Source organism: Paenibacillus sp. 05T425 (assembly GCF_056396205.1).
Genome location: NZ_JBFTLA010000009.1, coordinates 87438 through 102112 on the forward strand (window position 1 = coordinate 87438; position 14675 = coordinate 102112).

The 14675-nt window shown below is 51.3% G+C and carries 10 protein-coding genes; 1 reads left to right on the forward strand and 9 read right to left on the reverse strand.

The window, feature by feature from the left end; all coding sequences use genetic code 11:
• Window positions 1-171 precede the first annotated feature (171 nt).
• From mgrA to AC1DF0_RS20980, 3 genes are all read right to left on the reverse strand, one after another.
• Window positions 172-1167: an L-glyceraldehyde 3-phosphate reductase gene (mgrA, locus tag AC1DF0_RS20970; protein WP_477575189.1), complete on the reverse strand. Its 996-nt coding sequence runs from the start codon at window positions 1165-1167 to the stop codon at window positions 172-174.
• A 101-nt stretch (window positions 1168-1268) separates the two neighbouring features.
• Window positions 1269-2714 carry an HD-GYP domain-containing protein gene (locus AC1DF0_RS20975; RefSeq protein ID WP_477575190.1) on the reverse strand — a complete coding sequence of 482 codons (1446 nt, stop codon included), beginning with the start codon at window positions 2712-2714 and terminating at the stop codon, window positions 1269-1271.
• Between the two features lie 144 nt (window positions 2715-2858).
• The gene (locus AC1DF0_RS20980) at window positions 2859-4883 is read right to left on the reverse strand and encodes a putative bifunctional diguanylate cyclase/phosphodiesterase (protein ID WP_477575191.1); all 2025 of its coding nucleotides are present in this window, start codon (window positions 4881-4883) and stop codon (window positions 2859-2861) included.
• Window positions 4884-5052: 169 nt separating this feature from the next.
• Here AC1DF0_RS20980 and AC1DF0_RS20985 point away from each other — a divergent pair, with 169 nt between their 5' ends.
• Complete coding sequence (locus tag AC1DF0_RS20985; RefSeq protein ID WP_477575192.1) at window positions 5053-6219, forward strand: peptidylprolyl isomerase; 1167 nt, start codon at window positions 5053-5055, stop codon at window positions 6217-6219.
• Window positions 6220-6304: 85 nt separating this feature from the next.
• Here the strand turns inward: AC1DF0_RS20985 and AC1DF0_RS20990 are convergent, their stop codons facing one another.
• From AC1DF0_RS20990 to AC1DF0_RS21015, 6 genes are all read right to left on the reverse strand, one after another.
• Window positions 6305-7339 carry an ABC transporter substrate-binding protein gene (locus AC1DF0_RS20990; RefSeq protein WP_442048122.1) on the reverse strand — a complete coding sequence of 345 codons (1035 nt, stop codon included), beginning with the start codon at window positions 7337-7339 and terminating at the stop codon, window positions 6305-6307.
• 50 nt (window positions 7340-7389) lie between these two features.
• A complete protein-coding gene (locus AC1DF0_RS20995) occupies window positions 7390-8388 on the reverse strand; it encodes an ABC transporter permease (protein ID WP_477575193.1) in 999 nt (332 codons plus the stop codon).
• A 28-nt stretch (window positions 8389-8416) separates the two neighbouring features.
• Entirely contained in the window at window positions 8417-9925 is a 1509-nt protein-coding gene (locus tag AC1DF0_RS21000; RefSeq protein WP_442048120.1) for a sugar ABC transporter ATP-binding protein, read from the reverse strand.
• Between the two features lie 146 nt (window positions 9926-10071).
• Complete coding sequence (locus AC1DF0_RS21005) at window positions 10072-11055, reverse strand: substrate-binding domain-containing protein (RefSeq protein ID WP_475822260.1); 984 nt, start codon at window positions 11053-11055, stop codon at window positions 10072-10074.
• Between the two features lie 13 nt (window positions 11056-11068).
• Window positions 11069-12841, reverse strand: a complete 1773-nt coding sequence (locus AC1DF0_RS21010) for a cache domain-containing sensor histidine kinase (RefSeq protein ID WP_477575194.1) — start codon at window positions 12839-12841, stop codon at window positions 11069-11071.
• A complete protein-coding gene (locus tag AC1DF0_RS21015; RefSeq protein WP_477575195.1) occupies window positions 12838-14457 on the reverse strand; it encodes a response regulator in 1620 nt (539 codons plus the stop codon). The genes AC1DF0_RS21010 and AC1DF0_RS21015 overlap by 4 nt, the downstream gene beginning before the upstream one ends.
• Window positions 14458-14675: the final 218 nt, after the last annotated feature.

Here is a 14675-nt window from a genome sequence, read left to right on the forward strand (position 1 = left end):
AACCCGTCTGCTTATGTATAACGCCCAAAATGCACAATCTCATTATACCTTTAATTAGGATATTGAACTATATAAAGAGTTTTAGAAATGAAAGGATAACAACTACTCCAAAAAAAAACCGAGAAGCTGTCCAATTGATCAGACAGGCCTCCCGGCTTCATATGTTTCTATCTATTCGGCAGCTAATATGGATTCGATGCGATCAAGCTCAGAATCGCTGAAATCCAGTCTATTAAGCGTTGCAACACAATCATCAATCTGCTCGGTACGGCTGGCGCCGATTAAGGCAGTCGTTACCCTTCCGCCTCGAAGCACCCATGCAAGCGACATTTGGGCCAACGTCTGACCGCGCTCTCCAGCAATCTCATTAAGCAGCTTAACCTTCTGCAGCTTGCTCTCCGTAATTTGATCGCTCTTCAGAAAGACGCTTGGACCAGCCGCGCGCGAATCTGAAGGAACACCGTTCAAATAACGATTCGTTAATACGCCGCCGGCAAGCGGCGAGAACACGATCGAGCCGATCCCTTCTTCATCAAGCACATCCTGCAGCCCGTTCTCAATCCAGCGATTAAACATGGAGTACGACGGCTGATGGATGAGGCAAGGCGTTCCGAGCTCTTTCAGTATGGCCGAAGCGCGGGCCGTCTGCTCAGCGCTGTAATTGGAGATGCCGACATACAGTGCTTTACCTTGACGTACCGCATGATCGAGCGCGCCCATTGTTTCTTCGAGCGGCGTATTCGGGTCTGGGCGGTGCGAATAGAAAATATCCACATAATCCAGCTTCATCCGCTTAAGACTTTGATCGAGACTCGACAGCATGTATTTGCGCGATCCCCAATCCCCGTATGGGCCCTCCCACATATGATAGCCGGCTTTTGTCGATATAATGAGCTCATCGCGATAATCAGCCAGGTCATGCTTCAGAATTTGTCCGAAAGTCTCTTCCGCCGAGCCCGGCGGCGGTCCGTAGTTGTTCGCCAGGTCGAAGTGCGTAACGCCGAGGTCGAATGCGCGGCGAACCATCGCCCGTCCATTCTCGTAACGGTCGCCTCCGCCGAAGTTATGCCATAGGCCCAGCGATATTGCCGGAAGCTTCAGGCCGCTCCGCCCTACGCGGTTATATTTCATGTTTTCATATCGGTTACTTGCTGGCACATAAGTCATTTTCCTGTATTCCTCCATCCGCTGATTGGAATATTGATCCTACATGAATAGCATATCTCCCGCGTCCAAGCAGGTCAAATAGGTCTGCGGTATGTAATCTATTATTTCGCCAGCTTGCGATCAAGCTTCAGATGAGGCGTATTGCGAAGCGTTTCTTTGAAAAATTCAGGTTGCTCGGCAACGAGTCTTACCCATGCCTCCACGCATTTTGGATCAAAATGGATGCCGCTCTCCGCTTCAATAATTTTCATTGCCGCCTCATGGGACATTGCCTTCCGGTATGACCTGGAGGACGTTAACGCATCATATACGTCTGCAACAGCTGTCACGCGAGCTAGCAGCGGTATGAGGTCGCCGGCCAATTGATCGGGATAGCCGCTGCCGTCCCACTTCTCATGATGTGACCTAATAATACCCAGCTCCTCGGGCATAAAGCCAAGGCGCCTGCATAAGTCGTACCCCGTGACGGGATGCTGCTCGATAACGAGCCTTTCCTCAGGCGTCAGCTTACCCGGCTTATTCAAGATGCGATCGGATATCCGAAGCTTGCCCACATCATGAACGAGTCCGCCCTGTGCGATAGCTCGCAGCTCAATTCTTGACAGGCCAAGCTCTTCTGCAAGCTTGAGCGCGTAGAGCGCAACGCGATAGTTATGACCTGCTGTATAGGAGTCCTTCGCTTCTGTTGTCATAATCAACTCTTTGACGCTGGGCGACATATGCGTATTGATCCAATCTCTCGGATTTGCCCGAAATAACAGCTTCACCGACGACGTAATAGACTTGGAGCTCATATATTGTCTAACAATACCGCCTACCATTACGATGACGGATGCTAGCAGCATGAAGTGATAGAGCCACCAGCTTGCCTTCCATGTTTCACCGGTCACGATAATGAGCTGCGCAATGATCATCCAACCGGCGCTGTATACAATAGCAAGCTGTAAGGGAAAACGCGAGGATAAGTAGATTTGAAGATAGCGGTACATGGTCCATAGATTCATCACCACAATAAATGCGCTGACAACCCATTTGATGGGGTTCTCCTTCAAGTGGGCAGCGTGGAGCAGATCAGGGTAATTCCATATCGTAAAGCAGATTGCTGCTAGAACAACAACCCATACAGGAAGCAGCCAGCGCTGCCACTTCGCAAACCATTTTATAATGAATAAATCTGCTGACAAGGAGGAGAGCCATAGCCATATTACTGCGATTAAAACACTCAGCTGCGCGGCATTGCCGGCGATGGTGGAATGATGCATAAGAAAGCCGGGTGTAGACATGCCATGCAAGACGAATAGCGCGGCAAGCGAGACATAGGATAAGGATAGGAAGCTTATCTTGATGTTTCTCTGCCTGATTGCGACGATGCCAACTGCAACCGCTAGGAGCAGCGCAAACAAGGATACGAGACTAACCATGTAAAAATGCTCATTCGGCGCCTGAAATAATTTGTCGAGAGCCGTTGATCTCAGCCATAAATAGCCAAGCCACGGTACAAGCATCGACAATAAGAGACCTGCGAATACCCCCGCATTTTTGCGCAAGCTGATACCTCCTACACTTCAATCGTCGTCTATTAAGTGGCAAGGCGCATTTCATTCCAAATCGATAGCTTTCAGCAAATTGCGAACATATTTTACCTAGATATGGTTATCATACCATCCCTGTCGTATTCGATAAACAAAAGATTACACAGCCTCTTGCTTCAAGCTGAACAGCCAGCGATCAAGCTCCTCGCGGGGCATCGGCCTCTTGAAATAGTAGCCCTGCATGACTGTGCATCCTGCCGCCCGTAAGAAGTCGAGCTGCTGCTCCGTTTCGACTCCTTCCGCCACCAGCTCCAAATTCAGTTGATTCGCGAGCGTAATGATTGTATTGACGATCGCCCGCTTAGACGGAGAGTCGCTCTCCTGCATATAATGCTTGTCAATCTTAAGCGTATGGAACGGAATCTGATCGATCGCCCCGAGGAACGAATAACCCGAACCGAAGTTATCCATCGAGATCGTCACGCCCATCTCCTGAAGCGGGAGCAGTTGACGTATAACATCGGGCGCATCCTTCATTACGATCGATTCTGTAATTTCCAGCTCAAGCATTTCCGGCGCAAGCGTCGCACGCTGCAAGGCAGCCGTAATCATGTCCATTAAGTTCTTGCTCTCGAATACGTTGATTGACAGATTAACGGATACGCCCAGTTTATTGTCCGTTCGCATATTCCACTCTTTACAATCGATGCAAGCCCGCTCCAGTACCCACCGTGTCATGCCGACAATAAGGCCCGTTTCCTCCGCAATCGGAATGAACTCATTCGGCGCAATGAGACCATACTTCGGATGATTCCATCGCAGAAGCGCCTCGAAGCCAACCGGGCAATTGCGTTCCGAATTCCACTTCGGCTGGTAATGCAAAGCGAGCTGCTCGGAAGCAAGCGCGCTTCGCAGCCCCTTCTCAATCTCCATTCTGCGGATCAGCTTCTGTTCCAAGTCGATATTGAAGGAGCAGAATTGATTTTTGCCAAGACGCTTAGCCTGGTACATCGCCGTGTCGGCTGCCTTCAGCAGGGTCGAACGATCCTTGCCATGCTGCGGCGCGAAGCTGATACCGATACTGCCTGTGATGTACAGTTCGTTGCCCTCCAGAACATATACTTTTCGTATTTCTTCTAATATAAGCAGCGCCATCGTTTCTATCGCCTCTTGCTTCATCTCATTAACCAACAGTAGAAACTCGTCACCCCCAAGCCTGAACACATATCTGTCCTGTCCAAGAAACTTCTGCAGACGAGAAGCCACCTCTTGGATAAGCAGATCGCCTATGTCATGGCCAAGCGTATCATTAATGAGCTTGAACTGATCGAGATCGAGGAAGAGCACCGCGCTTTGAGATGAATCTCCGAGCTTTTGGTCAAAATGATGATTCATCGCATGCCGATTATGCAAACCCGTAAGCGGATCGCTGAAAGCCATCCGTTCCAGCAGCGTCCGATCCACGTAAAGCGCAATCCAGGTAACCATCATAATCATAAGCATCACAAGGGTAATCGAAATAAGCAATACGAGGTCGACTCCAACTTTCGAAACCCTCATTAACAGCTCATCGTCGCCGCACCAGAACTCAGCCGCGCTCATACCCGTATAGTGCATCCCGCAAACCGCCAAACCCATTAATGCGGATGCCCCCCACTTCGGCCAGCCCCGGTTCGTGTCTCGGCGAAACTTCGTGAAAATATACAGCGCAGCGTACGAAGCAACGACGGCAAACAATGCCGCCACCGCCCATATAAGCGGCTTATAGGTAATTGTTGTGGCTGGCGCGCGCATAGCGGACATACCGATGAAATGCATCGCAACAATGCCAGCCCCCATGATGAGGCTGCCAAGCGCTAGCCGCCGCTTCGTTGCTTGCCTTGTCATCGTCAAATAAAATGCGGCAAACGAACCGATAATACTGGCAAAAACGGAAATACTAGTCTCGCGGACATCATAATGAACAGGAAGCTCCAAATGGAAAGCAAGCATGCCGACGAAATGCATCGCCCAAATGCCGCTGCCCATGACGAAAGAAGCCGCAATAAGCCAACCCAATCGCGATTTCCCTGAGGTGCTCGTTATTTTAAAAGTGAGATTAAGCGCGGAATAAGCTACGAATAGCGCTATCAAAAATGACAATGTTACAATCCAGCCGTCATAATACCCTCGCAGTATGAACAATTGATCCCTCCGTAAAGCTGTTAACTCGTCAACAGCATGTCTTACATACTATACAATTAATATGAAACGACAATTGTTGCAAGCAATATTTTTATTTTAGATTAAGGTATTTTGCTAAACGATTTGTTATAGTAGGTAAATGACAGGAAGATTGAAGGGAGTTTATCCAATGAATAACAATGAATCGCAGTCCAAAAAAGACGAAGAAAAAGTAACGGCTGCGAAGGAAGAGCAATTCACGCAAGAGAACGAACAGCAGGACGAGCTGTTCGAGCAAGCCGAAGGTCAAGAGGAACTCGACCTTGGGAAAGAAGCCGAGGAAGCCTATGAGGATGATGCTGATCAACAAGCCGCAGCAGCTGCAGAGGTTGTGCCGCTGAACGCAGCGGGACAAGTATCCGACGCGCCAAAGACTGGCGGCGGCAAAGGATGGATGATCGTATCCGCCATATTGGCTGTTGCGCTTGTCATTGTTCTTATCAAGCCTCCATTCGGAAGCAATGGCGGCTCTGTTGCAACCGTCAATGGACAAGATATCCCGCAGAGCAGGCTGTATGACGCGCTCGTAGATGCAGGCGGTCCAACTACATTGGACAACCTGATTACAGAAGAGCTGATACAGCAAGAAGCGGATGCAGCCGGCGTGAAAGTAACGGACGCAGAGATTACTGCTGAGATCGAGAAAATCAAAGCCAACTTTGGCACGCCTGAGGAATTCCAATCCGTATTATCGCAATACGGCATGACGGAAGAAAGCCTGACTCGCGATACGAAGTTCCAATTGACGATTTCGAAGATTCTAGAGCCTAAGACAGAAGTAACGGATGAAGAAATATCCCAATACTTCGAAGCGAACAAAGATACGTTCACGGATACGCCAACAACGATTCGCGCATCGCATATCCTAGTAGCGACGCAAGAAGAAGCGGATGCTATCCTTGCTCAATTGAAAGGCGGCGCGGATTTCGCTACCGTTGCCAAGGAAAAATCGACGGATACGGCTTCGGCAGCAAACGGCGGAGACCTTGACTTCTTCAAGAAGGCTGACATGGACCCTGCCTTCGGCGAAGCAGCCTTCGCACTGAAAGTCGGCGAGCTGAGCGGCGTTGTTCAATCGAGCTTCGGCTTCCACATAATCAAGAAAACGGAAGAGAAATTGGGTACGTACCCAGCACTCGACGAGAAGAAAGAAGAAATTCGTAAGACGCTTGTCGCTCAAGAAGCAAGCGGCCTGTCCCAAGCATGGATGACTGAAATTCGCGAGAAAGCGAAGATCTCGAATACAATGCCGACGCCGCCGCCTGCTCAAGCAGACGCTGGCACAGCTGCTCAATAATAATAAAGACAGCAAGAAAGAAGCTGCAGAACCGCGCATCGGGCGCGTGTCTGCAGCTTCTTTGCTGTCGTTCTGATTATATGGGTTACTCGTAAATAACGGCTCTAACTTCCTCGCTATCGATATTCGTCTTGTCGAACCAGACGAAACCGCTGTCGATCTTCGCCGCCACTGTCTCGCCTTTGGACGCTGCCACGGCTGCTTTGACCGTTTCATAGCCGATGCCGACAGGGTTCTGCGAAATGGCCCCAGCCATCAAACCGCTCTTGATTGCGTCAATTTGCGCTTTGCCGGAATCGTAGCCAATAACGGTAATTTTCCCTTCGGCTTTCATTTCCGTTACGGCGTTGATAACACCGATTGCCGATCCCTCGTTAGCACCGAAGAACCCTTTCAGATTCGGATGCGCCTGCATAATCGCCTTCGCAAGGTCGGTCGACTTCAAATGATCGCCGCCGCCATATTGAATGTCGACGATCTTGATGTTCGGATATTTCTCCTTGATTCGGTTCACGAAGCCGTCGCGGCGGTCGATGCCCGTGCGGCTCGTCTGGTCGTGAACGATAACCGCTATTTCTCCTTCTCCGCCAATCAGCTCAGACATCTTGTCCGCGGCCATGCCCGCTGCGGCAACGTTGTCCGTTGTGACGAGACTGGAAGGAATGTCGCTGTCCACGCCCGAGTCGAATGCGATGACCGGAATACCGGCATCCTTCGCTTTCTGCAGCAGCGGAATGGAAGCTTGGCTGTCGAGGGCAGCGAAACCGATTGCGCTCGGTTTCTTATCCAGCGCGACCTGCAGCATTTCCAGCTGCTTATCGACCTGCGACTCTGTTTCCGGTCCTTCGAACGTGATTTCTACGCCCAGTTCAGCAGCAGCCTTCTCCGCTCCGTTCTTCACCGCTTGCCAGAATTGATGCTGAAAGCCTTTGGATACGATCGGGATGTACATTTTCTCCGCTTGCGCATCCTTGCCGCCGTTATCCGTCTCCGTCTTGGGTGCGGTCGTTGCCGCCGGCTCATTGCCATTATTCCCGCTGTTGCCTCCATTGCCGTTCGAACCGCATGCGCTAATGACCATAACAATCGCGAGTACCAACATAAACAAACCCTTTTTCATTGTTCACTACCCCTTTGTTTGAATGAATGGTTATTGAATGGTTGTTGCCGTTAAGCTTTGCGCCGGCGCAAGTTATCCGCGTAGACAGCGAGCAGGATTACAAAGCCGACAACGACCGTCTGCCACTCCTGCGGTACGGACAGAATGCGAAGCCCATTGGTCAGGACGCTCATAATTAATGCTCCGATGACTGTGCCGATGATCGTGCCCTTCCCGCCGCTAAGCGATGTGCCGCCGATGACAACCGCCGCGATTGCTTCCAGCTCGTAGCCCATGCCGAGCGACGGCTGCGCCGAATTGAGGCGCGAAGCCATTAGAATGCCGGCTATACCTGTGAATGTGCCGGTAATCGTATAGATGGCGATTTTCCAATTGCGCACATTGACACCGGAGAGGCGCGTCGCCTCTTCGTTGCTGCCGATTGCGAAGTTGTAACGGCCCACAATCGTTCGGGAGAGCAGAAGACTTCCGATAATCGCAGCGAGGAAGAAAATAAGAACGGCATTCGGAATATCGAAGCCGGGAATGACGGCTCCCAGCAGTGAGCCTTGCGAGATCTTCATAAATACAGGCGTCTCCGTGAAGTACACCGGCTTCGTGCCCGAGATAACAAGCGCCAGCCCTTTGGCAATCATCATCATCGCCAGCGTGGCAATGAAAGGCGGTATGCCTAACCTCGCAATCACGAGCCCGGACATCATTCCGCATACGGCCCCGGTAAGCAATCCGCCGAGGATGCCGACCCACACCGGCAGCCCCCACATCGTAATGAATACCCCTGTCATGACCGAACAGAGCGTCATTACCGTACCTACCGACAGATCGATGCCGCCTGTAACGATAACGAACGTCGATCCAAGCGCGAGTACACCGATTACCGCAGTCGATAGCAGAATGCCGACCAGGTTAGAGAATACGAAAAAATTGCTCGACGCGATGGAGAAAAAAACAATTAATAGAATTAAGCTGCCGAATGCCAATAATTGCTGCAGTCCGGATTGAATGGCGAACTTTGGTTTGACGCCGCCGGCCATTGTAGCATTTCTCATTGCAAGATATCCCCCTTCTGCCTGGCGCTTAGCTGACTCGATCTGTCGCATACGTCATAATCCTTTCTTGCGAGGCATGTTGATCATTCATAAGCTCTCCCGTAATTCTGCCTTCGCACATCACAACAATACGGTGACTCAGCCGCAGAATCTCAGGCAGCTCCGAGCTGATCATTATAATCGACTTGCCCTCCGCCGCTAGACCTTCCAGCAGCTTATAAATTTCGTTTTTGGCCCCAATATCGATTCCTCGTGTCGGCTCGTCGAAGATGAGAATATCGCAATCCCGCGTCAGCCATTTGCCGATAATAACCTTCTGCTGGTTGCCGCCGGACAGGAACTTCATCTTCTGTGCGATTCCCGGCGTCTTCACGCGCAAATCGTCGATGACTTGATCTGATATTCGAGCCATCCGCCTGTCGCTCATGAAGCCGAGCGCATTCTTGAATCGGCCAAGCGCCGCAAGCGCTATGTTCGTCTTCACATCCATATCCAGCAGGCAGCCGTAGTGCTTCCGATCCTCGGACAAATAACCGATGCCGTGCTTTACCGCTTGATGCGGCCCGGTTATGCGCACCTTGCGGCCGTGCACGTAGATTTCGCCGGCATCGATCGGATCAGCGCCGAAGATCGCGCGTGCGGTCTCCGTTCGACCTGCTCCGACCAGTCCCGCGACGCCCAGAATTTCTCCCTTAGCCAGCGAGAAACTGACATCATGAAGCACGTTCTTTCGCGACAGTCCCCGAACCTCGAGCACTTTCTCAAGCTGCTCTGCGGCTTGCCTGTCTGGCCTCGCAGGTTGATAGATTTCCCTCCCGACCATCATCGCAATGATTCGGTCGATGCTGACAGCGGCTGTATCGACGGTGTCGATATACGTGCCGTCACGCATGACCGTAATCCGGTCCGTAATTCGCTTCAGCTCCGCCATCCGATGGGAGATGTAGACGATGCCGACACCCTTCTCCTTCAGCTGCGCAATCATGCGGAACAGCTCATCGATCTCGGAGTCGCTTAGCGCGGCCGTCGGTTCGTCCATTATAAGCACCTGAGAATCGTAAGAGATCGCTTTGATGATCTCCACCATCTGCTGCTTGGCTACCGTCAGCTTCGACACCGGCGTCGTCGGATCGATGTCCAGCTTCATCTGCTTCAGCAGCAAGGCGGTCTGCCTATTCATCTCCTTGTCATCGAGCCAAAAGCGAAGCTTTCCTCGCGGCTCCTTGCCGATAAAAATGTTCTGGGCTACCGTCAAATCTTGAGCCAGATTAAGCTCCTGATGAATCATTCCGATTCCCAGCTTCTGGGCAGCTCTCGTATCTGCGATTTGCACGTCCTGGCCTTTGTAGACGATGCTTCCTTCATCCATCCGGTAGACGCCGGTCAGCACCTTCATCATCGTCGACTTGCCCGCGCCGTTCTCGCCGACAAGCGCGTGAACCTCGCCGGCACGAAGCTCGAATCGGCAGCTCTTCAAGGCATGAACGCCAGCGAAATGCTTCTCTACGCCTTCCATGCGAACAATCGTCTGCTCCATCCCTGCCCCTCCTTATCGCTAATTGATTCCTGATGTGTCTCTATTTTTGCATATCTTCACCGTCCCCTTACATGTGATTTCTTTCTGTAAAAGTCGAATAATTTTGGGTGTTAAAACAAAAAAACAGAACCCCCAAAAAGGTTCTGCTAGTTCGTAACGAAAGGAAACAGCAGCTTCTGATTTTCCTCCTCGTACATATTCTGTTTCGTAATAACCAAAGAGCCTGTATCGATAGACTTCGGCACCGATTTATTTCTAACTGCGTCAATGGCCGTCTTCATGCTCAAATATCCCATTTGAAAAGGCCGCTGGATAACCGTCGCCTTCATAACGCCTTCGTCCAGCAGCATAATTTCGTTAACCGAACTGTCGAAGCCGACCAATGTAACCTTGTCCTTCCCACCAATTTCCTGGATAGCCCTGCCCGCACCAACCGTCGTCGGCTCGTTCAACCCAATGATGCCGACGACATCCTGCTGCGACTGCAAGATTTCCTTGGCCATGAGGTAAGCGTTCTGCTCCGATCCCTCCACATAATACGTAGGAAGCAATTCAATATTCGAATTGTTCCCCAGTATCGAACGGACACCCTTCTCCCGATCGATGTGCGAGGCGGCATTTTTGACATAACTGATAATAGCGACCTTGGCTTGCCCGTTAATCTGGCTTTGCATCATCTCGCCTGCCTTCTGGCCGGCATTCACGTTGTCCGTCGCAACGCTGCTATGGGCCGCATCGGAATTTATTCCCGAATCGACAATGATGAGCTTGATTCCTTTGCTCCTGACCTTCTCGGCTATAGGGACTAGACGGTCAAAATCATTGGCGGCAAGCACGATCGCATCCGGCTTCTCCCCAATCGCCTGCTCGACGAGCGCAATCTGCTCATCGACATCTGTTTCCGTTTTGGAACCGGTCACCTTCACATTCGCTTCGAATTCCTGGGCAGCCTCCTGAACTCCGTCGATTAGCACTTCCCAGAACTCAATCGAAGCGTCCGTCGACTTAATAATAACCGTAATATCGACCGGATCCCTGCTCGACAACCCTTGCCCCCAGTAAGCCACACCAGCTGCAGCTATCAGCAGCAGCAAGATAATGGCCAATGTTCGTTTATACTTCCAGATCATCTTATGCTGCCTCCTATAACGGGGGATGCTTAGGCAACCGTATCGTTACCGTTGTACCTTCGCCCGGTTTGCTCGTATACGAAAGCCCGTATTGCGCGCCGAAGTAAAGCTTGAGCCGCCCGTGTACATTGCCCACGCCAACGCCTTTGCCCGCTTCTCCCTCGTATTGCTGGGTTAACAGCTTAGCAAGCTTCTCCTCTTCCATCCCGTTCCCGTTGTCCTCAACGATCAGAAGCACATCGGTAGCGGTCTCTTCCGAATATATGGTGATGAGTCCAGGACCGCGCTTCATCTTAATCCCATGATAAATCGCGTTCTCGACAATCGGCTGCAGAATCAGCTTAATCGTCTTGTACTGGCTCACCGATTCATCCGTCTCGATACGATAGTCCAGCTTGTTCTTGTAACGCATCTTCTGGATCTTCAGGTAGTTCGTAATATGCTCAAGCTCCGTCTCGATCGTGACGAGCTCCTCCCCCTTGCTGATCGAAGCCCGGAACAGCTTGGCAAGCGCAGAGGTCATGAGTACGACCTCCTGTGATTTTTTGCTCTCGGCCATCCAAATGATAGAATCCAGCGTGTTATAGAGAAAATGAGGATTGATCTGCGCTTGCAGCGCGTTAATCTCGCTTCTTCGCTTCAGCTCCTGATCCCTGACGACCTGGGACATCAGCTCCTTGATTCGGCCAACCATCATGTTGAACGCCCGCGCCAGCCTGCCGATCTCGATTGTCGTCGGGACGGGGACTTGAATGTCGAAGTTGCCCTTCTCCACTTCTTTCATATAGCCCTGCAGCTGCTTGATCGGCTGGCTTACCCGCTGCGACACGAACAAGGAAATGATGATCGCAATAACGATGCAGACGAGCCCCAGCACAATAATGGACAGCCGCATCTTATTCTGATTGCCGACCAGCTCGCTGACATAGGAGACGCCAACGATTTTCCACCCGAAGTCGGATTCCTGCACCGTGTACATTTTGCGGTTGCCGCCTTCTCCGCTCATGAACGTGCCGTTCTCGATTTGAAGCACCTCTTGAATTTTCTCCGTCTTCAGCTTGCTGTAGATAAGCTGCTGCTGAGGGTGATAGACGATCTGTCCCTCCGAATTAACGATGAACAAATACCCTCGCTGACCCAGTCGAATGTCCTGCAGCATATCGTTCATGACGCTGAAGTTCAGGTCGATCAAGAAGATGCCGAACTTCGTTCCGCTCTCTCTGCTCGTCAGCTCCATGCTCAATGAGACAACCCAAGGATATTTATCCTTGAATACCGGCTGAACGTGCGAAGGAGAAATGACGTATTCGCCTCCCGCTTCCTGAGCGCTGCGGTACCAGGTAAGACTCGGAATATCTATGAATGGGTTGAGCTCCAGCTCCTTGTTGCCAGGCACGAATTGTCCATTGTAGCCGAATAGACTCACCGACGAAATATCGGCGCGCGACACAGCCATCGATTCGAGGAAATCGGCAACAGCCTGCTTGTGCTCCCGTTCCTTCTCAGGGTCGTCCTCTGCCTTCCCCGACATATACTGCTGCACATACGGGTTGCCGTCGACCAGGTCGGAAATATACTTCATGCCGTTCACGTACGATTTAATATTGTTGTTCACTTGCTTCACAAGTTCCGTCGTATAGGTCTTCGCATTCGATTGTACGGCATCCTCCGACAGGAAATAAGAAACAACGCTCATGATAACGATAGTCATCAGAATGAGCAGCACAAACGCGAGCACCATATTCGTCTGCATGCTTCGAAAACGCAAGAAGGACGCGAGCTTCATCCTTCGCCTCCCAACATCTTGCCGCGGAATTCCGTAGGCGTATCCCCCGTATGTTTCTTGAACGCGCTGCTGAAATATTGCGGATCGCTGTAACCTACCGCGTAAGCGATTTCATAGCTTCGCATGGCGGTGAGCTTGAGCAGCTCCTTCGCTTTCTCCATTCGCTCGTGAATGACGTATTCCACGAACGTCTTGCCCATATTTGTTTTGAAAAGGGTGCTGAAGTAGCTCGTGCTCATGGATATATGAGTGCATACCGTCTTTAACGAAAGCTCCGGTTCCGTATAATGCTGCTTCACGTAGGCCATCGCCTTCTCGATCTGCAGCATGCTGTGATCCTCCCGCATACTGCGGATGATCGTTACCGACTTGCCGCACAGCTCCTTCATCCAGCTCTCGAGCTCATTCAATGAAGCAAGCTGCCCCATCTCGGCAATCGGATTTGCCGCTTCCCCGAATATCGTATCGGTATCGGCTCCCATCTCGTAGAGCGTATGCATAAGCGTAAGCACGAAGCGCTGCAAATAAATATAACAAACGTCGAGCGAGAAAATCCGGTTCCGGAACGTCCCGAACAGCCTGCTTATCCACTCGTCCATATCCTGAGGCGTCCCCGTCTTCAGCTTCGTAATGAGCTCATTCTCCCATGCGACGGCAGACAGCATCGCCGGCTTCTCCCGCCGTTCCATGTCCGAGATGCGAATGATTTCGTTCGTCCCGATAACGAAGCGGTAGACGAGCGCGGACAACGCCGATCGATGCGCAAGCGCGATGTTATCCTCTTGCTTGCATATATGGCCGATTCCGATTGACGCTTTAAGCGGCAAATAAGCGGTAATTGCGGCATGAATCTGTTCCGCTGCTGCGCCCGCTTCCTCGCGGAGCGCCTCGGAATCGGAACCCGACAACAAGACAAGCACACGATTTTCGCGGTCGCGAAACACCTCCGCCCCTGCATATCTCTCCATGACTTCCTTCGTAATATTATAGATGGCGAATCGGAACAGCTCATCGTCGGAAGGCGTCGACGGCAGCTTCAATTCAAGCTCGTCGACGTCGACGGCCAGCTCGACCAAGAACGGTCCGCTCCAAGCGATCTGAAAATAGTCATAACTCTCGCTTCTCTGCTTCGCCGTCATCGAGGAGGTGACAAGCCGCTCAAGGAAGCGCTCCTTCAAGAGCGGCATGCTTTCATTCAATTGCTGCTCTAATCTTTCGTAATCTCTTTTTTGCTTATTCTCCATATCCATCTGTCCGGCAATCCTGACGAGTATCTCTTCCATTTCCATAGCGGTAACCGGCTTCATAATATAGTCGGCAACCTTCATCTTAAGCGCCTGCTGGGCGTACTCGAATTCATCGTACCCGGTCAGAATAATAACCTTGATGTCCGGGTAACGAACGGAGAGCTCGCGCGTCAGCTCGATGCCGTTCATGAACGGCATTCCGATATCGGTCATGACGATATCCGGCTTCTCGCGCTCGATGAATTCCAGCGCTTCAATGCCGTCCTCGCAAGTGCCCGCACAGACGAGCCCCATGCTTTCCCAATTCATGCCCTCCTGAATCGCTTCGCGAACGAGCGCCTCGTCATCCACAATCAATAGCTTATACATGGAGCCGTCACCTCAAAGTCTCAGGGGTATCTTCTGCTTATATAGCTCATTATAAGGCCGTCCCCCGCTTCTGCCCATTTGTAATTATCGCTTTTTAGTTGAATTATTTCCTGAGGTCACGATATAGCGTAGCGTCTAAGAGCATACGGGCTCCGCCTGCATACAATACAACAAATGAAAATTGGTATGCGAAATACTCTCACTTGTCTCGTATGCCT